The organism is Limimaricola pyoseonensis, from assembly GCF_900102015.1.
GTDB lineage: Bacteria > Pseudomonadota > Alphaproteobacteria > Rhodobacterales > Rhodobacteraceae > Limimaricola > Limimaricola pyoseonensis.
In genome coordinates this window covers 183,613-202,179 of the sequence record NZ_FNAT01000007.1, presented here as the reverse complement: position 1 = coordinate 202,179, position 18,567 = coordinate 183,613, and the positions used below count along the sequence as shown (strand labels likewise).

The 18,567-nt window shown below is 70.2% G+C and carries 14 protein-coding genes; 4 read left to right on the top strand and 10 right to left on the bottom strand.

Translation table 11 applies throughout. From position 1 onward, the window contains the following. The first annotated feature begins 9 nt into the window (after positions 1 to 9). Positions 10 to 3,066 (top strand): efflux RND transporter permease subunit, encoded by a 3,057-nt coding sequence (locus tag BLT43_RS14895; protein WP_090114099.1) that lies wholly within the window; start codon positions 10 to 12, stop codon positions 3,064 to 3,066. A gap of 163 nt (positions 3,067 to 3,229) precedes the next feature. On the opposite strand, the gene BLT43_RS14890 is transcribed toward BLT43_RS14895, so the two are convergent. From BLT43_RS14890 to BLT43_RS14845, 10 genes are all read right to left on the bottom strand, one after another. Continuing rightward, positions 3,230 to 4,099 (bottom strand): HpcH/HpaI aldolase/citrate lyase family protein, encoded by an 870-nt coding sequence (locus BLT43_RS14890; protein ID WP_090114097.1) that lies wholly within the window; start codon positions 4,097 to 4,099, stop codon positions 3,230 to 3,232. Further along, positions 4,096 to 5,313 (bottom strand): CaiB/BaiF CoA transferase family protein, encoded by a 1,218-nt coding sequence (locus tag BLT43_RS14885; RefSeq protein WP_090114095.1) that lies wholly within the window; start codon positions 5,311 to 5,313, stop codon positions 4,096 to 4,098. The genes BLT43_RS14890 and BLT43_RS14885 overlap by 4 nt, the downstream gene beginning before the upstream one ends. After that, complete coding sequence (locus BLT43_RS14880; RefSeq protein WP_090114093.1) at positions 5,310 to 6,374, bottom strand: ABC transporter ATP-binding protein; 1,065 nt, start codon at positions 6,372 to 6,374, stop codon at positions 5,310 to 5,312. Before BLT43_RS14880 ends, BLT43_RS14885 begins: the two co-directional genes overlap by 4 nt. A 3-nt stretch (positions 6,375 to 6,377) precedes the next feature. Then, a complete protein-coding gene (locus BLT43_RS14875; protein WP_090114091.1) occupies positions 6,378 to 8,447 on the bottom strand; it encodes an ADP-ribosylglycohydrolase family protein in 2,070 nt (689 codons plus the stop codon). After that, positions 8,444 to 9,601 carry an ADP-ribosylglycohydrolase family protein gene (locus tag BLT43_RS14870; RefSeq protein ID WP_090114089.1) on the bottom strand — a complete coding sequence of 386 codons (1,158 nt, stop codon included), beginning with the start codon at positions 9,599 to 9,601 and terminating at the stop codon, positions 8,444 to 8,446. The genes BLT43_RS14875 and BLT43_RS14870 overlap by 4 nt, the downstream gene beginning before the upstream one ends. A gap of 50 nt (positions 9,602 to 9,651) precedes the next feature. Further along, positions 9,652 to 11,067, bottom strand: coding sequence for an extracellular solute-binding protein (locus tag BLT43_RS14865; protein WP_207497592.1), 1,416 nt, complete (start codon positions 11,065 to 11,067; stop codon positions 9,652 to 9,654). Positions 11,068 to 11,102: 35 nt separating this feature from the next. Continuing rightward, a complete protein-coding gene (locus tag BLT43_RS14860) occupies positions 11,103 to 11,996 on the bottom strand; it encodes a carbohydrate ABC transporter permease (protein ID WP_090114087.1) in 894 nt (297 codons plus the stop codon). Then, a complete protein-coding gene (locus BLT43_RS14855) occupies positions 11,997 to 13,013 on the bottom strand; it encodes an ABC transporter permease (RefSeq protein WP_090114085.1) in 1,017 nt (338 codons plus the stop codon). Between the two features lie 10 nt (positions 13,014 to 13,023). Further along, the gene (locus BLT43_RS14850) at positions 13,024 to 14,118 is read right to left on the bottom strand and encodes a substrate-binding domain-containing protein (protein WP_090114080.1); all 1,095 of its coding nucleotides are present in this window, start codon (positions 14,116 to 14,118) and stop codon (positions 13,024 to 13,026) included. A gap of 201 nt (positions 14,119 to 14,319) precedes the next feature. After that, a complete protein-coding gene (locus BLT43_RS14845) occupies positions 14,320 to 15,531 on the bottom strand; it encodes a serine hydrolase domain-containing protein (RefSeq protein WP_090114078.1) in 1,212 nt (403 codons plus the stop codon). A gap of 116 nt (positions 15,532 to 15,647) precedes the next feature. Here BLT43_RS14845 and BLT43_RS14840 point away from each other — a divergent pair, with 116 nt between their 5' ends. From BLT43_RS14840 to BLT43_RS14830, 3 genes are all read left to right on the top strand, one after another. Continuing rightward, positions 15,648 to 16,460, top strand: a complete 813-nt coding sequence (locus BLT43_RS14840) for a helix-turn-helix transcriptional regulator (protein ID WP_165612630.1) — start codon at positions 15,648 to 15,650, stop codon at positions 16,458 to 16,460. 75 nt (positions 16,461 to 16,535) lie between these two features. Continuing rightward, positions 16,536 to 17,645 (top strand): ABC transporter ATP-binding protein, encoded by a 1,110-nt coding sequence (locus tag BLT43_RS14835; protein WP_090114074.1) that lies wholly within the window; start codon positions 16,536 to 16,538, stop codon positions 17,643 to 17,645. A gap of 8 nt (positions 17,646 to 17,653) precedes the next feature. After that, on the top strand, positions 17,654 to 18,547 hold the full coding sequence (locus BLT43_RS14830) for an ABC transporter permease (protein WP_090114072.1): 894 nt from the start codon (positions 17,654 to 17,656) through the stop codon (positions 18,545 to 18,547). Positions 18,548 to 18,567: the final 20 nt, after the last annotated feature.

The following is an 18,567-nucleotide window of genomic DNA, read 5'->3' as shown; positions in this document are numbered from 1 at the left end:
GGCGGGACCATGGGCATCGCGCGCGCGTCGATCGAGAAGCCGATCCTGACATGGCTGGTGATCCTGGGCTGCCTGATGGGCGGCATCTGGGGCTTCGCCACGCTGGGCCGGCTCGAGGACCCGGCCTTCACCATCAAGCAGGCGGTGATCTCCACCGGCTATCCCGGCGCCTCGGCCGAACAGGTGGCCCGCGAGATCTCGGAGCCGCTGGAATCGGCGATCCAGCAGATGGGCGAGGTCGACACCATCACCTCGGTCAACCAGCCCGGCCGCTCGCTGATCGAGGTGGAGATCAAGTCCACCTATGACGGCGAGGCCCTGCCCGACATCTGGACCAAGCTGCGCGCCAAGCTGCGCGACGCCGGCCGCGACCTGCCGCAGGGCGCGGGCCAGCCCTTGGTCAATGACGGCTTCGGCGACGTGTTCGGCCTCTACTACGCCGTCACCGCGCCCGGCTTTGACGACGCCGAGCTGCACCGCCTCGCCACCTGGCTGCGGCGCGAGCTGCTGGCGGTCGAGGGCGTGGCCGACGTGGAGCTGGCCGGCCTGCCGCAGGAGGCGATCTTCGTCGAGCCGGAGCTGGCGCTGTCGACGGCGCGCAACCTGCCGCCGCAGGCGCTGGTCGGCGCGATCTCCGCGGCGGATTCGGTGGTGCCGGCCGGCACGGTCGACCGCGACGGGCAGCGCACCATCATCGAGGCGCCCGAGGGCTCTGACAGCGTCTCGGAGATCTCGGGCCTCTCGGTCGGCGTCGGCGGCGAGGTGCTGAACCTCTACGACGTGGCGCAGGTCCAGCGCGGCCGGGTCGAGCAGCCTTCGCTGATGATCCGCCACGACGGCACCGAGGCCTTCACCTTCGGCGTGGCGGGGCTCTCGACCGAGAACATCGTCGCCGTGGGCGAGCGGGTCGATGCGCGGCTTGGCGAGCTCTTCGTCGAGATGCCGGCCGGGGTCGAGCTGCACCCGGTCTACCAGCAGCACGAGGTGGTCGACGAGGCCTCGAACGCCTTCCTCGTCAACCTCGCCATGTCGGTCGGCATCGTGGTGCTGGTGCTGGCGCTGTTCATGGGCTGGCGCGCGGCGATGGTGGTCGGCACGACCCTGCTGCTGACCGTGGTCGGCACGCTGTTCTTCATGGCGATCTTCGCGATCGAGATGGAGCGGATCTCGCTCGGCGCGCTGATCATCGCGATGGGCATGCTGGTCGACAACGCCATCGTGGTGGCCGAGGGCATGCAGGTCGCGATGCTGGGCGGCCGATCCTCGCGCGAGGCGGCGACCGAGACCGCGGGCAAGACACAGGTGCCGCTCCTGGGCGCGACGGTGATCGGCATCATGGCCTTCGCGGGCATCGGTCTCAGCCCCGACGCGACGGGCGAGTTCATGTTCTCGCTCTTCGCGGTGATCGGCATCTCGCTGCTGCTGAGCTGGGTGCTGGCGATCACGGTGACGCCGCTGCTCGGGCACTACTTCTTCAAGCGCGGCACGGCCGGCGGCGCGGGCGCCTATGACGGCGCGCTGTTTCGCGGCTACGCCACCCTGCTGCGCGGCGCGCTCAAGGCGCGCTGGCTGGTGATCCTCGCGCTGATCGGCATCACCGCCGCCTGCTTCGTGGGCTTCGGCCAGATCCGCCAGCAGTTCTTCCCGAACTCCAACACGCCGCTGTTCTTCGTGCATTACAAGCTGCCGCAGGGCAGCACGATCCACGAGACCTCGGAGGATCTCTCGACCATCGAGGCGTGGCTGTCGGAGCGTGACGAGGTCGTCTCGGTCACCACCTATGCCGGCCAGGGCGCGAGCCGCTTCATGCTGACCTATTCGGCGCAGAAGCCGAACCCGAGCTACGGCCACATGATCATCCGCACCGGCTCGATCGAGGAGATCCCGGAGCTGCGCGCCGATCTCGAGGCCTTCGGCCGCAGCGCCCTGCCCGCGGGCGAGTTCCGCACCGAGCGGCTGGTCTTCGGCCCCGGCGGCGGCGACCCGATCGAGGCGCGGGTCTCGGGCCCCGACCCGGCGGTGCTGCGCGCCGTCGGCGCCGAGGTGATCGCCGCCATGGAGGCGGCCTCGCCCAACGTGCTCGATGCGCGCACCGACTGGCGCGAGCCCGAGCTGGTGATCCGGCCCGCCTATGCCGACGAGCGCGCGCAGAGCGCCGGCGTCAGCCGCGACGACCTCGCCACCGCGCTGCGCTTCGCCACCGACGGCATCGCCGCGGGCGTCTACCGCGAGGGCGAGCGGCTGATCCCGATCACCGTGCGGCTGCCGCGCGACGCCGATGTCGGCCTGCGCGACCAGCCGGTCTGGTCGGAGACCGGGCGGCACTTCCTGTCGGTCGAGCAGGTGATCGACGGCCTCGATCACGAGGTGCAGAACACGCTGGTGCATCGCCGCGACCGGGTGCTGACCCTGACCGTCGGCGCCGACATCCCGCCCGAGCGCACCGCCGCCGAGGTGTTCTCGGAGATCCGCGCCGCGGTGGAGGCGGTCGAGCTGCCGGCGGGCTACGCGCTCGACTGGGGCGGCGAGTTCGAGAACTCGGCCGAGGCGCAGGAGAGCCTCGGGCGGCAGCTGCCGCTGTCGCTTCTGGTGATGGTGCTGATCTCGGTGCTGCTGTTCAACGCGATCCGCCAGCCGGTGATCATCTGGCTGCTGGTGCCGATGTCGGTCAACGGCGTGGCGCTGGGGCTTCTCGGCACCGGCCTGCCCTTCACCTTCACGGCGCTTCTGGGCCTGCTGTCGCTGTCGGGGATGCTGATCAAGAACGGCATCGTGCTGGTCGAGGAGATCGACCTCGTCCGGGCCGAGGGCGTGGCGCTGAAGGAGGCGATCGTCACCGCCTGCGTGTCGCGCCTGCGGCCGGTGGTGCTGGCGGCGGCGACGACGATCCTCGGGATGCTGCCGCTCCTGTCGGACGCCTTCTTCGTGTCGATGGCGGTGACGATCATGGGCGGGCTGGCCTTCGCCAGCGTGCTCACCCTGATCGCGGCGCCGGTTTTCTATTACGTCTTCTTCGCCAGGTCGGAGCGCCGGGCGGATGCGCGACCCGAACCGGCGGTGGCCTGACGGGAAAGAGGGCCGACACAGCGATGACGCATGCCGGGGCGGCCGAGGTCGCCCCGGCCCTGTGATGGGCCGGTCCGGCCGGCGCGACCCGCGCAATCACGCCTCGCGGCAGGCGCTCCACCACGCGCGAGGACATCGCCCAAGGCCCCGCGACCGTGGCGTGTCACCCGGCTTCCCGGCCCCCGCGCGTCGCGGCCATCGCCAGGATGTCCCGGGCGCGCCGGGCCATCGGCGCGTCGATCATCCGCCCCCCCAGCCGGGCGGTACCGCGACCGTCCGCCTGCGCCGCCGCCAGCATCTGCAACACCGCTTCGGCCCAGGCGACGCTGTCCGCGCCGGGCAGGAAGCCCGCGTTCAGCGCGGCGATCGTGTCCGGGTGGATGGCGCTGGCCCCGGCGAAGCCAAAGGCCCGTGACCGCCGCACGAGATCGGCGAGGTCGTCATGGTCAAGCCGGGCCACGCTGTCCAGCAGCCCCAGGGGTGCGACACCGGCCGCGCGGGCCGCGGAAACGAGCCTCTGCCGGGCATAGAGCAGGGCCTCCGGCGTGGGCTCCATCCCGCAGGCGGCGGCGTAGTCCTCGGACCCGAAGGCAAGCGCCCGAACGCGCGGCGCGACGGCGATCTCGAACGCCCTCTCGATGGCGGTCGGGTCCTCCAGAAGCGGCACGAGGCCGATGCCGCCCGCAGGCATGCCGCGCTCCGCCTCGAGCCGGTCGAGCGCCGCGGCCAGCCAGGCGATCATCGAGGCGCCGCGGGCCTTGGCGACGTAAAGCCCCTTGAGGCCGGGGCGGACCACGGCGTCGAGGTCGCGGGCCGCCTCGAGCAGGTCGGCGTTGATCCGGACGACCAGCTGCGCGGATCCCTGCGCCAGCCCGTCCCAATGCGCGACCAGAAGGTCCCGCGCCCTGGACTTCTCCGCGTCCGGCACGGCATCCTCGAGGTCGAGGATCAGCGCATCGGCGCCGCGGGCCTGCGCGCGCTCGAGAAAGCGCGGCACGTTGGCCGGCACGTAGAGCAGCGAACGCCAGCTCATGCGATCGTCCCCGCCTTCCGCAGATTGGCGATCTCGTCCGGCGAGAAGCCGATCTCCGAAAGGATCTCCGCCCCGTCCTCGCCGATGCCCGGAGCGGGCCGGCGCAGGCTGCCCGGTGTCGCGGACATCCGGGGCAAGGGGCTGTGCTGCACGGACGCGCCGGTGTCCCCGTCCGGCAGGGCGACGTAGACGCCCCGGTCCCGGAAATGCGGGTCGCGCGCGATGTCGGCGCTGTCGTAGATCGGTGCGGCGGTGACGCCGGCGGCGTCCATGAGGGCCAGCGCCTCGTCGCGGTCGCGCTCCGCGAACCATGCCGCCACCGCCGCGTCCACCTCGGCGCGATGGGCGACCCGGTCGGCATTGGTGCGAAACCGCGGGTCGTCGACCATGTCGGCCCGGCCGATGGCGTGGAACAGCCTTTCCGCCATCGACTGCATCGACCCCGACACCGCGATCCATGCGCCATCGCGGGTCCGGTAGGCGTTGCGCGGGCTCGAGGTGTTGGAGCCGTTGCCGACCCGTGGCTTCGGCACGCCGGTCAGCAGCTGGTCGAGCGCCTCCGGCCCGAGGACCGAGGTCATCGCCTCCAGAAGCGAGAGGTCGATCACCTGCCCCCCCTGCCCCGCATCCCGCGCCCGCAGCGCCATCGCGACGGCATGGGCGCCGTAGAGGCCGGCGATCATGTCGGCCAGCGCCAGAGGCGGCAGCAAGGGCGGGCCCTCCGGCTCGCCGTTCCGGGCGGCGAAGCCCGACATCGCCTCGATCAGCGTGCCGAAGCCGGGGCGCCTGGAATAGGGCCCGGACTGGCCGAAGCCGGAGACCCGCAGCAGCACGAGCTGCGGATGCCGGGCGAGCAGGTCGTCCGGCGCCAGCCCCATCCGCTCGAGTGTGCCGGGGCGGAAGTTCTCGATCACCACGTCGCTGCCGGCGATCAGCCGGCGCAGGACATCGCCCGCCGCCGGGTCCCGGAAGTCGAGGCCGAGCGACCGCTTGTTGCGGCCATAGACCTTCCAGAAGCTCGGCACACCGGCCTGTTTCCAGGCTCGCAGCGGATCACCGGCGGGGATCGGCTCCACTTTGACCACGTCGGCGCCGAAATCGGCCATCTGCAGCGAGGTCATGTTCCCCGCGACCAGCCGCGACAGGTCGAGCACGCGCAGCCCCGAAAGCGGGCCGGTCGCGCCCGGTTGCCAGTCGGTCTCGGCCCAGCTCACAGCAGGCGCCCCCCGGTCTCGGGGTCGAAGACGAGCGCCCGGTCCGCCGGGACGCCCAGCGCGATCCGGTCGCCCGGCGACAGGCGGGCCTTGGCGGGCAACACCGCCACCATGTCCTGCCCGGCGACGGTCAGCGTCACGTCGGCGGTCTCTCCGGTCGGCTCCACCAACTGCACCACGGCCTCCGGGCCATCCTCGGCCATCGTGATGGTCTGGGGCCGGATGCCGTAGGTGACGGCCCGCCCTTCGGGCAGGTCGAGCGGGCGCGGCAGCGGCATCGTCGTGCCACCGCTCAGCTGCACATGGCGCGCCTCGGGCCCTGCCGACATGGCCCGGAACAGGCTGATCTCGGGCGAGCCGATGAAGCTTGCCACGAACTCGGAGACGGGGTTGTCGTAAAGCTCGGAGGGCGGGCCCATCTGCGCGATGCCGCCATCGTTCAGCACCACGATCCGGTCGGCCATGGTCATCGCCTCGGTCTGGTCATGCGTGACGTAGAGCGTCGTCTTGCCCAGCTTCTGGTGCAGTTTCTTGATCTCGGACCGCATCCGCACCCGCAGCTTGGCGTCGAGGTTCGACAGCGGCTCGTCGAACAGGAAGGCCTCGGGGTCGCGCACGATGGCGCGCCCCATGGCGACCCGCTGGCGCTGACCGCCCGACAGTTCCTTGGGCAGGCGGTCGAGCAGGTGGCCGAGGCCGAGGATCTCGGCCGCCTCCTGCACCTTGGCCCCGATTTCCGCCTTGGAGGCCCCGGCCAGCCGGAGCGAGAAGCTCATGTTGTCGGCCACCTTCATGTGCGGGTAGAGCGCGTAGGACTGGAACACCATGGCCAGCCCCCGCTCCTTCGCGGGAATGCGGTTGGCGATCCTGCCGTCGATCACGATCCGGCCGCGGGAGATGTCCTCCAGCCCCGCGACCATGCGCAGGAGCGTCGACTTCCCGCAGCCCGACGGCCCGACCAGCACGACGAACTCGCCATCCGCGATGTCGAGGTCGATGCCGTCGAGAACGTCGACACCGCCGTAGCTCTTGCCGACCCCTTCCAGCTGGATGCGGCCCATCGCTCAGCCCTCCCTGATCTCGAAACCGGTGCAGCCGATCGCGCCGGCCGCACCGAGCCGCAGGCCGGCCATGCCGCGCGGATGGCGGCCGTCGGTTGCGGTCAGAAACTCCTGCCCGTCGATCGACAGGGACAGCCGCTCGCCGATGGCGCTGAAGGTCAGCTCCACCTCCTCCCCGGCCGTGACCGGCGCCTCGGCCAGCACGGTGGTGCCGAAATCCTCGCAGAGGATGACGGCGCGGCCGGCCTCGATCCCCGCGGCATAGAACCGCCGGGCCCCAGCCGCGCGCGCGGAGACGAGATGGCTGTCGCCCGCGATGCACATGATCCGGGCGGTGACGGTCTGGTCGGTGGCGAAGGCGTGGCCGGTCCAGAGGTCGGCGTCGCTCGTCGTCCGGCCGATGATCCGGCCGTCCTCGAGGCCCCAGTCGCCGCGGTTGAAGCTGAACCGGCTGACCGCCCCCCATTCCTCGGCCTCCTCGGCCGGCGAAATGACGGTGTGGCCGGGGCCGGTGACGCGGAAGGACCGGATCAGGCAGGACATCATCACCCGCGCCTCGCCGTGCTGCGCCAGGCGGACGCCGATCTCGTCGATCGCCTCGGCGCTTTCGGGCAGCGTGAAGCGCACCGCCTGCCAATCCTCGGGCAGCGGCGCCCAATCGGCGAGGTCGATCCGCTCGCCGCTGGCGGCAAGCCGGACATAGGGCACGAAATGCACCTCGCGCGGGCCTTCCAGCGCCTTCGTTCCCATCAGCTCGACCGTGACGGTCTGGCCCGAGGCCGTGACCGGCGACAGCATCGGGCGGTAGCGGTTGTCGTCGAAATCCGCCTCCCGGTAGAAGGGCTTCCAGAACACGCGGCCCGCGTCGCCCTTCGCCCAGCGGTCGATCTGCACGTCGAGCGCGCCGGCATGGTGGCCCGGTATCGTGCGCAGCCGGTGCGAGCCCTCGGCGCGGATGCCGTGGCTCGCGCCCGGCAGGGCGAAGTCGAAGAAGACGTCGCGGGACAGGGCCGCCTCGGCCCAGCCCTCGGGGACGGCATCGCCGCGGCGGCGCAGCGCGAGCACCGCCATGTCGCGGGCCGCCGACGGCATGTCGACGATGTTCAGGGACCCGGTCACCGCCGAGGTGATCAGGATGTCGTTGATCGGTCGCCGCCACTTGGCCCAGTGCGGCCGGACGCCCTGCAGCACCCCGGCGATGTTCGCCGCGTTGCCCGCGTTGCAGTCGGTGTCCCAGCCGCACATGGTGGCGATGGCGGCGGTGCGGGGCATGTCGCCGCCGCCATAGAGCAGCGCCAGAACGACCACGCCCGCATTCGGGATCACGTGGCAGACGCCGGTCCACTTGTCGTAGCCGAAATCGCGTTCGAGCATGTGAAAGCAGGCGCGCCAGTCCGCAGGCTCGCCCGCGTGGAAGGCCTCGACCGCGTCGATCACCCGGGCGTAATGCGAGCCGTCGGCCACCAGCGCCCGCGCCCTGCGGTGCACCTCGTGGATGTCGGTCGCGGTGAAGGCGGCGGCGGTGGCGCCAGCGACATAGGCCGCGCCTTCCAGCGCCTCGCCGTCATGCGACACGGCGCCCATGATCCGGGCCAGCCGCGCGGCCTCCTCCGGATCGCCCGGGCAGACCCAGCCCCAGCAATCGGAGAAGATCTGGCCGCCGATCTGCTCGGCCTCGACCTTGCCGCGCAGCGCGATGCTGCCGGTCTCTGGCGGCGTCCTGCCCTGCTGGAGATGGCGGTAGGCCGTCTCCTCGGTCGAGATGCCGAAACCGCCCCACCAGAGCATCCCGTGCCCGTCGGCGATGTAGTTCAGCCAGTTGCGGCCCGCGGCGGCGTGGGTCAGCGCGTCGCCCTCGTCCCATAGCGCCCGCACGAAGAAGAGCGGGCCGTTGGTGTCGTCGTCGGCGGCGAAGTTGCGGTAGTCGCGGACATAGTCGTCGATCTCGCCATAGACCTCCCGGATATGTTCGTGGTCCCAGACCGTCGGCTCGACCGGGGCGCCGAGGCGCACGCCCACGGCCTTGCCGATCAGTCCCGCGTAGATCTTCTGGCGGATGGTGTCGGGGGTCATTCGGCGGACCTCTCGAAAGTCGTCTGAAGCAGGATCCGGCGCCCCGCCGCGATGTCGGTCGCGCGGGCGGCGTCGCCTTCCATGATGTCGGCCACCGCCTCGGCGAAGCGGTCGGCATCGGCGGCAAGGGTCAGGCGGTTGGCGCTGTCGAGCAGCGCGGCGTCCTCGGGGTCGATCACCTCGGGGCCGTGCATGGCCCCGAGGATCGCGCCGACCATCACGCCGATGGAGTCGGTGTCGCGGCCGGAATTGATGCCGTCGACGACCGCCTGCCGGAAATCGCCCCCGGCGGTGATGCAGAAGCCGAGAGCGAGCGGCAGCTCCTCGATCGAGAGCAGCCGCGAGGGCTGGTAGGCGGCCGTGGCGCGCCCCGCCTTCTCGGGGCCGTGCGCCACGTCGTCGCCCATCGGAGAGAAGGGCGCGATGGCCCGGTGCAGCACCTCGGTCACCTCCTCCGCGCCTGCGCCCTTCCGGCGGAGATCCTCGGCGGCGGCGACGACCTCGGCGATGGCGGAGCGGGTGCCGTCATGGGCGAGGTCGTGGGCGGTCCGGACCACCTCGTCCAGCGTCGCTCCGGGCACGAAGGCGCGGGCGACGGCGGCCGCGAAGGCCCCGGCGGCCTCGAGCCCGTAGCTCTGCTGGTGACCGGCGGCGAAGTTGATCGCCTCGTCATAGGCGGCGCGCGGGTTGCAGGCGTTCACCGCGCCGACCGGAGCGATGTACATGGTCGCGCCGCAGTTCACCATGTTGCCGACCCCGCCCTGCCGCGGGTCGCAGCCCGACAGCTGCAGCCGCTGGAAGATCCACTTCTCGGGGTAGAACAGCCGCTCGATCAGCGGCGTCACGCGCTGCAGCTCGGGTACCCAGCGGCTTTCCCAGGCGATCTCGCGCACCATGCCAGTCGCCATATCCCAGGCATCGAGGTGCCGGCGCTCGGCCGCGTAGATCCGCATCAGCGACAGGGTCATGGCGGTGTCGTCGGTGGTGATGCCGTGGCCGCGGACCCGCCCCTTGCGCTGGACCTCGTCCTGGCCGTCGCGGTGCCAGGCCGTGCGCAGCGAGGTCACGCGGCCATAGCGTTCGCGGATCTCGGCGGCGGAAAGCTTCTCGACCGGAGCGCCCATGGCGTCGCCGAAGGCGACCCCATGGACCATGGCCCGGATGCGGCCCCGCAGATCGGGGCCGCCCTGTGCTGCATCTAGGGTCACAGCACGGCCTTCGCGTGGTCGATCATCGCCTGCCCGCCGGCATCGAGCCAGCCCTGCACATAGGCGTCCCAGTCACGCTCGGTCGACAATTCGCCCGAAACGAAGCGGAAGACGTTGGTGCGGTAGTAGGTCTCGGCCCCGTCCACCGCCGCGGCGAGATCCGCCGGCCAGACGAAGCTGTTGTCGGCGCGGAAGTTGTCGACCCCCTGCTGGAGCGAGGCCTGCGCCAGGTCGGAGAGCGGGCTGATCGGTGGCTGGTAGTGGTTCGGGTTGTCGTAGACGAAACGGGGATACCAGGCGCCGAGCTTGTCGGTCGGCGTCAGCGTGTCGCCGTCGCGGGTGTAGTGCTCCCCCTCGAAGCCGAGCCGGTCCATCATCTGCCCCTCGGGGCTGGCCATGAAATCGAGGAAGGCGATGACGGCCTCGGTCTGCTCGGTCGTGACCGGGATCGCGAAGCCGCGGCTTTCCTTGCTGACGTCGATGGCCTGGATCCCGGCGGGCGGGGTCAGCAGGACCAGCTCGGCGCCGGGGTTCACCTGCGCCATCTTGGCCTCGTAGATGCCGATGACGGGACCGGCGGTGCCCATGACCACCCCGACCTGTCCGGTGTAGAACTTGTCCTCCTTCACCTCCCAGTTCGAGGTCACGAATTCGGGGTCGAGCACGCCGTCGGCGTAGAGGCTGGCATACCAGGCCAGTTTCTCGCGCTCGCCCGCGCTGATCCGCGAGTGGATCCACTCGCCCGCCTCGTCCTGCATCCAGGTCCGGTCGATGCCGAAGGCCGGGTCGAAAACCGCGTCCATCTCGTCGGTGTTGTTGGGGGCGATGATGCCGTGGCTCACCGTCGTGCCATCGAGTTCGATGCCCGGGATGGCGCGCAGCAGGGCGTCCCATTCCTCGAGGCTGGCGGGCGCGGACAGGCCCGTCGCCTCCAGCAGGTCGCGGCGGATAACCGGGGCCTTGGTCCGGGCCGGGAAGACGTAGAGCAGGTAGGGGTAGTTCGCCATCCGCGCGGTGTTGTGCGGCCAGAGCGCCGGGGCCAGGTGCTCCGTCCCCTCGATCAGCGACCCGAGATCCTGCAGCACGCCCTGCTGGGCGATCTGCTCGTCGCCGCCCTGGAAGTAGATGACATCCGGAATGTCGCCCGACAGCAGCATCAGGTTCAGCTTCTCGGCATAGCCCTCCGAGGGCAGGTCGACGATCTCGATCGAGATGTCGTGGCCGCGGGCGGCCAGGGCCTCCTCGATCCGCCCGATATGGGCGACGTCCTCGGGGTTGGTCGTCAGAAGGTCCTTCATGACGATCCGGATGGTGCCGCTCGCGGCGCGTGCCGGGCGCGATAGCAGGCCGACCATCGGCGTGGCGGCAAGGCCGGCCAGCAGGGCGCGGCGGGAAATGGACAGGTGTTGCATCAAGTTCCTCCCTTGGGTGCAGGTCACGGTTCCGGTCACTTCAGGGCCCCCGACATGGTGCCCTTGGTGAAGTAGCGAAGGATGAGCGGGTAGATCGCGAGGACCGGCAGGATCGTGAACAGGATCATGCCCGCCCGGAACGCCTTGAAGTCGATCTGGCTGGCGCCCTCGTAGCTGTTCATCGCCTGCAGCCCGACGATGGCGGCCTTGTCGCCGACCACGACGAACTGCCGCAGCACCACCTGCAACGGCCACATGTCCTGGTCGTTGAAGTAGATCATCGGCCGCAGGAACTCGTTCCAGTGGTAGACGACGTAGAACAGGGTGATCGTGGCCAGCGCCGGCTTGGCCAGCGGCACCACCACCCGCCAGAAGATCTGGAACGCGTTGGCCCCGTCGAGCGTCGCCGCCTCGATCAGCTCCTCGGGCACCTCCTCGAAGAAGCGGATCAGGATGATCAGGTACCAGGCGTTGACCATCTTGTAGATGATGACCGCCGAATAGCTGTCCAGCAGGCCGAGCCGCCGCATGACGAAGTAGTCGGGGATGATCCCCGGCTCGAACACGATCGTCGCCAGGATCAGCACGAAGAGCGTGCGCCGGAACGGCAGCCGCCTACGCGACAGCGCCCAGGCCATGAGCGCGGTGCAGCTCACGTTGAGGACCGTGCCGACGGCGGTGATGAAGACCGAGTTCATCAGCCCCCGCTGCACCGCCGGGTGGTTGGCGAGCAGCGTCCAGATGTCGACGGAAAAGCCCTCGGGGAGGATCGCCATGCCGCTCATCCCCGGCACCCGGGCCGGGTCCGACAGCGAGATCGCCAGCAGGTTCAGGATCGGCTGCACGGTCACGACGACGATGGCCAGCAGGACCGAGAGGATGATCGCCTCCTCGACCCGCTCCAGCGGGGTGCGGTTGCGCGTCGCCATCTACCAGACCCCCCTGCCCGTCAGCCGCTTGGACAGGAAATGCGCGCCCAGCATCAGGGTCATGCCCACGACGCCCTTGAACAGGCCCGCCGCGGTGGCCAGAGAGAACTGCCCGCCGGTGATGCCGAGCCGGTAGACATAGGTGTCGATGATGTCGATCTTGTCCCGGATCGCATCGTTGCTGAGGTTGAACACCTGGTCGAAGCCGGCATTCAGGAACAGCCCGACATTCAGGATGAACAGCGTGGCGATGGTCGGCACGATGCCCGGCAGGGTGATGTAGCGCATCTTCTGCCAGCGGCTCGCCCCGTCCATCTCGGCCGCCTCGTAGAGCGCGGGGTCGATAGACATGATGGCCGCGAAGTAGAGCAGGCTGTCCCAGCCGGCGCTGCGCCAGGCCTCCGACCAGACCAGCACCCAGCGGATCGACCCGCTTTCGGTCATGAAGCTGCGCCGCTCGAGCCCGACCATGTCGCGCAGGTCGTTGATCACGCCGTCGCCCGGCGACAGCGCCGCGATGAAGATGCCCGCGATCACCACCCATGACAGGAAGTGCGGCAGGTAGATGACCGACTGCACGCCGCGCCGGAACCGGCCCGAGCGGACCTCGTTCAGAAGCAGCGCGAGGAGGATCGGCAGCGGGAAGACGAAGGCGATCTTCATCGCGCTGATGATCAGCGTGTTGGCCAGCACCTCGAAGAAGGCCGGTGAGGCGAAGAGCTGCGCGAAGTGCTTGAGCCCGACCCAGAGGTTCGGGCCGATGATGCGCAGATCCTCGAAGGCCAGCTTGGCCTCCCAGACCGGCAGGTAATGGAACAGGGCGAAGTAGATCAGCCCCGGTGCCAGCATCAGGTAATAGGGCCACCATTCCCGGACCCCGTCCCGGAGCCGGGCGCCGCGACTGTCGAACTCCTCCTCCGGCCAGCTGTCGCCGGCGATCTCGGCGGTGAGCAGGTCGGGATTGGGAACGTTCCCAGCCGTCGACGAGCTCCGGTCCTCCCGGTCGTGTCTGGTCATCAGGTCCTCCCTAGCCCGTGCCGACGGCGCGGGGGTGGTCGATGCGCGGCAGCGTTTCGCGCTCGATCAGCGTGCAGGGCAGCGACAGGCGCGGCGCCTCCGCCTGCCCCGTCACCTTGCGATTGAGAAGTTTGAAGGCCTGCCGCCCGATTTCGCGCGACGGCTTGCCGACCGTGGTCAGCGCCGGGGTCGACACCTCGGCCGCCGGAATGCCGTCGAAGCCCAGCAGCGCCACCTCCTCGGGGCATCGCAGCCCGGCCGCCCGAATGGCCTGCAGCGCGCCCAGCGCCATCAGGTCGTTGGCCGCGAAGACGACGCGTGGCGGGCCGGCTTTCAACAGCCGCTCCATCGCGGCGCGTCCCCCCTCGACCGTGTACTGCCCATCCTCCAGCCGCATCTCGTCGAGCGGCCATCCCTCGGCCTCGCCCACCGCCCGTACGGCCGCCACGAACCGTTCCCGCGCCGTACGCTCGGCATCGCCCACCAGCAGCGCCGGCATTCCCAGCCCCGCCGCGACGATCCGGTCGAGCCCGATCGACACGCCCTGCGAGATGTCGCTTCCGACCGAGGGCAGCTGCGGGAACCGCTCCGCGGAGGACCCGATCAGGACAAGCGGTATCTGGAACCGCAGAAAATCATCCAGCCCGTCGCGCACCGGGTTCACGATGGCCGCGTCGACGCGCGATTGGGTCAGGGCCTGCAGGTGGCGGCGCTCGCGCTCCGGATCCCAATCCGAGTTGAAGATCAGCAGCGAGATGTCTTCCGCGTCGGCCGCGTCCTGCGCCCCGCGGGCCACGTCCGCCCAGAAGGGGTTGGCGATGTCGGGGATCAGCAGGCCGATCATCCCGGTGCGGCCGGAGCGCAGCGAACGGGCGAGGTCGTTGCGGCGGAAGCCGGATTCCTGCACCGCGGCCATGACCTTGTCGCGGGCCTCCTGCGACACGTTCCCGGCGCCGGACAGCACCCGCGACACCGTGCTCTTCGACACGCCGGACAAGCGTGCGATGTCGATGATCGTCAATGGTGCGGCTGTCTCTGACACGGCGATTCGCGCCTCCCCGACCCGATCAGTAGCACCCGAAATGCCTCGTGGGAACCTTCCCATGATGTTTGGGGCGCGATTTCGAGCGTTTCCGCCTAATCAACCGGTCGAAGCATGGGAGCGCCGGCACCGAAAGCGCGGACCGGGAGGGGCGCCCGTGGCCGAGGCTGTCCCGTACGACATGGCTAGCATGACCAGCAAAGGGATCGAGGATCGGCGCGCCGCCACGGGCGATGCCTTCCGGCCGAGAGCCACGTCAGAAGGTCAACGAATGGCGCCCACCACTGCATCGATGAGCGCCATGGTCTCGACGGGCTCCTGCCCGGTCGGTGCCGAACGTGCGCAGTTCAGGACGACGACGATGTTCCGCGCCGGGTTGAGGTAGAGATACTGCCCATGGATGCCGACGGCGGTGAAGGCCCGGTCCGCCATCGAGGTCGCGGTCCAGGCGGGCCACCACATGTAGCCGTAGTCGATCTCCGCGCCTGTCCTGAGCGTCTGGCGTCGGCCGGCGGCCTCTGTCCAGCCCTCCGGCAGCACGGATCGGCCGTCGATCACCCCGCCCCCGAGGAAGAACTGGCCGAAGCGGGCGTAGTCGCGCAGCGTCGCGCACAGGCCCGAGCCGCCGATCTCGGCGCCGCCGGGGGCGTCGAGCCACCATTCGGCGTCGGTCTCCATGCCGTAGGGCGTCCAGATCGTTCGCGAAAGGTACTCGGCCAGCGGCAGGCCGGTCGCGCCGCGCACCACCTCGCCCAGCACCTGCGTCTCGCCGGTCGAGTAGGTGTGCCGCGTGCCGGGTTCTCCCGCGCGCGGCAGCGCCGCCATCACCGCCATCAGCGCGCCGGGCTGCTGCGCGATCTGGGCGCGCAGCAGGTCGCGGCGGTCCGACGCCGGATTGGTGTAGGTCTCGTCCCATGCCACGCCCGACGCCATCAGCAGGATGTCCCCGACCGTGACGCCGTCATAGGCGCTGCCCGCAAGCGCCGGCACGTGGTCGGTCACCATGTCGTCGAGCCCGCCGACATGGCCTTCGGCGATCGCCGCGCCCAGAAGCGTCGAGGTGACCGACTTGGCCACCGACATCGACATCCAGCGCGTGTCGGGGCGGTTGCCGTGCCGGTAGGTTTCGTGGACGACCGCGCCGTCCTTCAACACGATCAGCCCCGTGACGCGGTCGAGTGCGAGCGCATCGTCGAAACCGTAGGTCGCGCCATCGATCTCGACCGCGACCGGACCGAGGCGCCGGTCGGAGGAGGGCAGAGGTCGCGGCGTGCCGGCGGCCGCGACCGTGCGGGTCGGGAACAGCCGGTGGATGTTGCGAAAGGTGCTGACCGCGAGATCGGGCCCGAGAGCGCCGCCATAGATCGCCTCGACCGCGCCGATCGACTCGGCGGCATGCGGATTGACGTACGCGGGCCGCCCCTGCCGTGGAACGCTCCCATCGCTTGCCCGCGTGATGCCGAACCGACCCGTCATCGGCGTTCCTCCTCCAATAGGGCTTGCCCACGGCCACTCGCCCGGCGGATGTTGTGGACGGCGTCATGCGGCCTCGCCGCCGACCACCGACGCTCCGAAAGCTGGGACGCCGAGACTTGAACCTGTCGACACGCAGTAAGCCGACCGAAGACGCCTCCGGGCAAGGAAATTCGCGGGATGACGCGCTGTCGCTGGCGGTGCAGGCGCTGCACACACCGGACTTCTTCCCGGCGATGATCGGGCTGCTGCGCCGCGCCGCGCCGTTCACCGGAGCCTTCGTGACCACGCTGCACCCGAACCGCGCCCCGACACATGTCCATGACAACGTCCGGGCCGAGCGCCGCCGGGTGGTGATCGACGACTACCTCGAGAGCGCCTACCTGCTGGACCCGATCCACGACGTGTTCCTGAGCGGGGCGACCGATTGCGCGGTGCGGCTGCGCGACGTCGCGCCGGACCATTTCCGGCGGTCGACCTATTACAAGCTCTACTACGGCAACATCGACCTGCGCGACGAGATGGCCCTGCTGATCCGCATGCCGGGCGGCTCCGCGCTGTTCTACTCGCTGGGCCGGATCGGGCGGGAGCCGCGCTTCACCGCCCGCGACCTCGCGGCCTTCAGGCGGCAGCTGCCGCTGATCGGCTCGCTCTCGCGCAAGCATTTCGAGAACCGCCCCGACGAGCCGCCATACGGCCTCGGCCAGTCGATCACCCAAGCGCTGGAGCAGTTCGGCACCGATGTGCTGACCGCGCGCGAGCGCGAGATCGCCGGGCTCATCCTCAAGGGCCATTCCTCGGCCTCGATCGGTGCCCTGACAGGCACCACGACCGGCACGGTGAAGATCCACCGCAAGAACCTCTACCGCAAGCTCGGGATCGGATCGCAGTCGGAACTGCTGTCGCGGTTCCTGCAGTCGGTCATGCGCTGACCTCTACCCCCATCGGGATATTTACCGGCGCGTTCCGGCGCGGCTAGCCTTGCCCTGACCGCACGGAGAGACGTCATGGACAAGGATCCGCAACGCCAGACCGACCGGGCCCGACAGCGCCCGGCCATCGCGGCCCGGCGGCTGACCAAGCGCTTCGGCCCGATCGAGGCACTGAAGGATCTCAGCCTCGACATCCGCGAGAACGAGTTCTTCACACTGCTCGGCCCGTCGGGTTGCGGCAAGACCACGCTGCTGCGGCTGATCGCCGGCTTCGAGCTGCCGACGACGGGCCGGATCGAGCTCGACGGCGAGGACATCTCCGGCCTGCCGCCGCATCGGCGCCCGGTCAACACCGTGTTCCAGAACTACGCGCTGTTCCCGCACATGACGGTGGCCGAGAATGTCGGCTTCGGGCTGAAGATGCTCGGCCGGTCCCGGTCCGAGATCGCGCGGCGCAGCGCCGAGATGCTCGAGCTGGTCGAACTCGGCGCCATGGCGGGGCGGCGGGTGGAGCAGCTCTCGGGCGGGCAGCAGCAGCGCGTGGCGCTGGCCCGGGCGCTGGCGCCGGCCCCGCGGGTGCTGCTGCTCGACGAGCCGCTGGCCGCGCTCGACCTCAAGCTGCGCAAGGCGATGCAGCTCGAGCTGAAGAAGCTGCAGGCCGAGACCGGCATCACCTTCGTCTTCGTCACCCACGACCAGGAGGAGGCGCTGACCATGTCGGACCGGATCGCGGTGATGCGCGCGGGCGAGGTTCTGCAGGTCGGCAGCCCGGCCGAGATCTACGACAGGCCGGCGCATCGCTTCGTCGCGGACTTCATCGGCGAGATCAACATTCTCGAGGGCCGGATCGAGCGCATGAGCCGGGAGGGGCATGCGCTGGTCCGGCTCGGCGGCGGTGCCGAGATCGAGGCGCGGCTCGACCCGGAGCTGCCGCGGCACGGCGCCGTCTCGGTCGCGGTCCGGCCCGAGGGCGCGCGGCTCGCCGGGGCCGAGGAGGCCGCCACCATCGAGGGCCGCCTCGAACATGTCGTCTATTTCGGCTCGGGCTCGCACATCCATCTGCGCCTCGCCTCGGGCGAGCCCTTCGTGCTGCGCCATTCCGGCCCGGTCGACCCGCAGCACCTGCAACCGGGCGCGCGGCTCGGCGCCTGCATCGCGCCCGAGCAGGCGCGCGTGCTGGCGTGAGCCGCGCGATGCTCTCCCGCCGCGCAGGGCTGTCGCGCGCCGCGCTGCTCGCCCCGGCGCTGGCGATCATCCTCGCCGTGGGGGTGCTGCCGCTCGGCATCACGCTCGTCTACTCGGTGCTGACGCCCGGCACCTATGGCGGGGTGAGCTGGGCGTTCTCGCTCGACGCCTACGTGCAGTTCCTGTTCGAGCGCGACATCTTCGACGACACGCTGCAGTTCAACGGCGCCTACCTGTCGATCTTCGCCCGCTCGATCGGGCTGGCCTTCGGCGCGACGCTGGGCGCGCTGATCCTCGGCTTCCCGACCGCGTGGTTCATCGCCACGAGGCCGCGCGAGCAGCGCAATCTCTGGCTGTTCCTGATCACCCTGCCCTTTTGGACCAACCTGCTGATCCGCACCTACGCGATGCTGCTGATCATCCGCGACGAGGGGATCGTGAACCTGTCGCTGATGCAGGTCGGGCTGATCTCGGAGCCGCTGTCGATCCTCTACACCGACACGGCGGTCTTCATCGGCCTGATCTACGCCTACCTGCCCTTCATGGTGCTGCCGCTCTATGCCAGCCTCGAGAAGATCGACATGCGGCTTCTTGAGGCGGGCTACGACCTCTATGCCGGCCGCTGGAAGGTGCTGCGCCACGTGATCGTGCCGCTGGCCCGCCCCGGCATCGTCGCCGGCTGCGTGCTGGTCTTCATCCCCGGCCTCGGCGCCTACATCACGCCCGAGCTGCTGGGCGGCGGCAAGAAGCTGATGATCGGCAACATGATCGCGATGCAGTTCGGCTCGTCGCGCAACTGGCCCTTCGGCTCGGCGGCGGCGCTGATCCTGATGGCGCTGGTGGTGCTGGTGCTGCTGGCCCATGCCCGCGCCGCCGGACGGGAGGGTCGCGCCCATGGCTGAGATCTCCGCCGCCGCCCGCG

What these genes read in the sequence shown, in the direction of transcription:
- BLT43_RS14860 (WP_090114087.1), bottom strand. Translation starts at nt 11,996, where the DNA reads ATGGCGACGCGCAACCGCACCCCGCTGGAGCGGGTCGAGGAGGCGATC.
- BLT43_RS14855 (WP_090114085.1), bottom strand. Translation starts at nt 13,013, where the DNA reads ATGACCAGACACGACCGGGAGGACCGGAGCTCGTCGACGGCTGGGAAC.
- BLT43_RS14870 (WP_090114089.1), bottom strand. Translation starts at nt 9,601, where the DNA reads ATGGTCCATGGGGTCGCCTTCGGCGACGCCATGGGCGCTCCGGTCGAG.
- BLT43_RS14875 (WP_090114091.1), bottom strand. Translation starts at nt 8,447, where the DNA reads ATGACCCCCGACACCATCCGCCAGAAGATCTACGCGGGACTGATCGGC.
- BLT43_RS14895 (WP_090114099.1), top strand. Translation starts at nt 10, where the DNA reads ATGGGCATCGCGCGCGCGTCGATCGAGAAGCCGATCCTGACATGGCTG.
- BLT43_RS14850 (WP_090114080.1), bottom strand. Translation starts at nt 14,118, where the DNA reads ATGGGAAGGTTCCCACGAGGCATTTCGGGTGCTACTGATCGGGTCGGG.
- BLT43_RS14880 (WP_090114093.1), bottom strand. Translation starts at nt 6,374, where the DNA reads ATGGGCCGCATCCAGCTGGAAGGGGTCGGCAAGAGCTACGGCGGTGTC.
- BLT43_RS14890 (WP_090114097.1), bottom strand. Translation starts at nt 4,099, where the DNA reads ATGAGCTGGCGTTCGCTGCTCTACGTGCCGGCCAACGTGCCGCGCTTT.
- BLT43_RS14830 (WP_090114072.1), top strand. Translation starts at nt 17,654, where the DNA reads ATGCTCTCCCGCCGCGCAGGGCTGTCGCGCGCCGCGCTGCTCGCCCCG.
- BLT43_RS14835 (WP_090114074.1), top strand. Translation starts at nt 16,536, where the DNA reads ATGGACAAGGATCCGCAACGCCAGACCGACCGGGCCCGACAGCGCCCG.
- BLT43_RS14845 (WP_090114078.1), bottom strand. Translation starts at nt 15,531, where the DNA reads ATGACGGGTCGGTTCGGCATCACGCGGGCAAGCGATGGGAGCGTTCCA.
- BLT43_RS14865 (WP_207497592.1), bottom strand. Translation starts at nt 11,067, where the DNA reads ATGCAACACCTGTCCATTTCCCGCCGCGCCCTGCTGGCCGGCCTTGCC.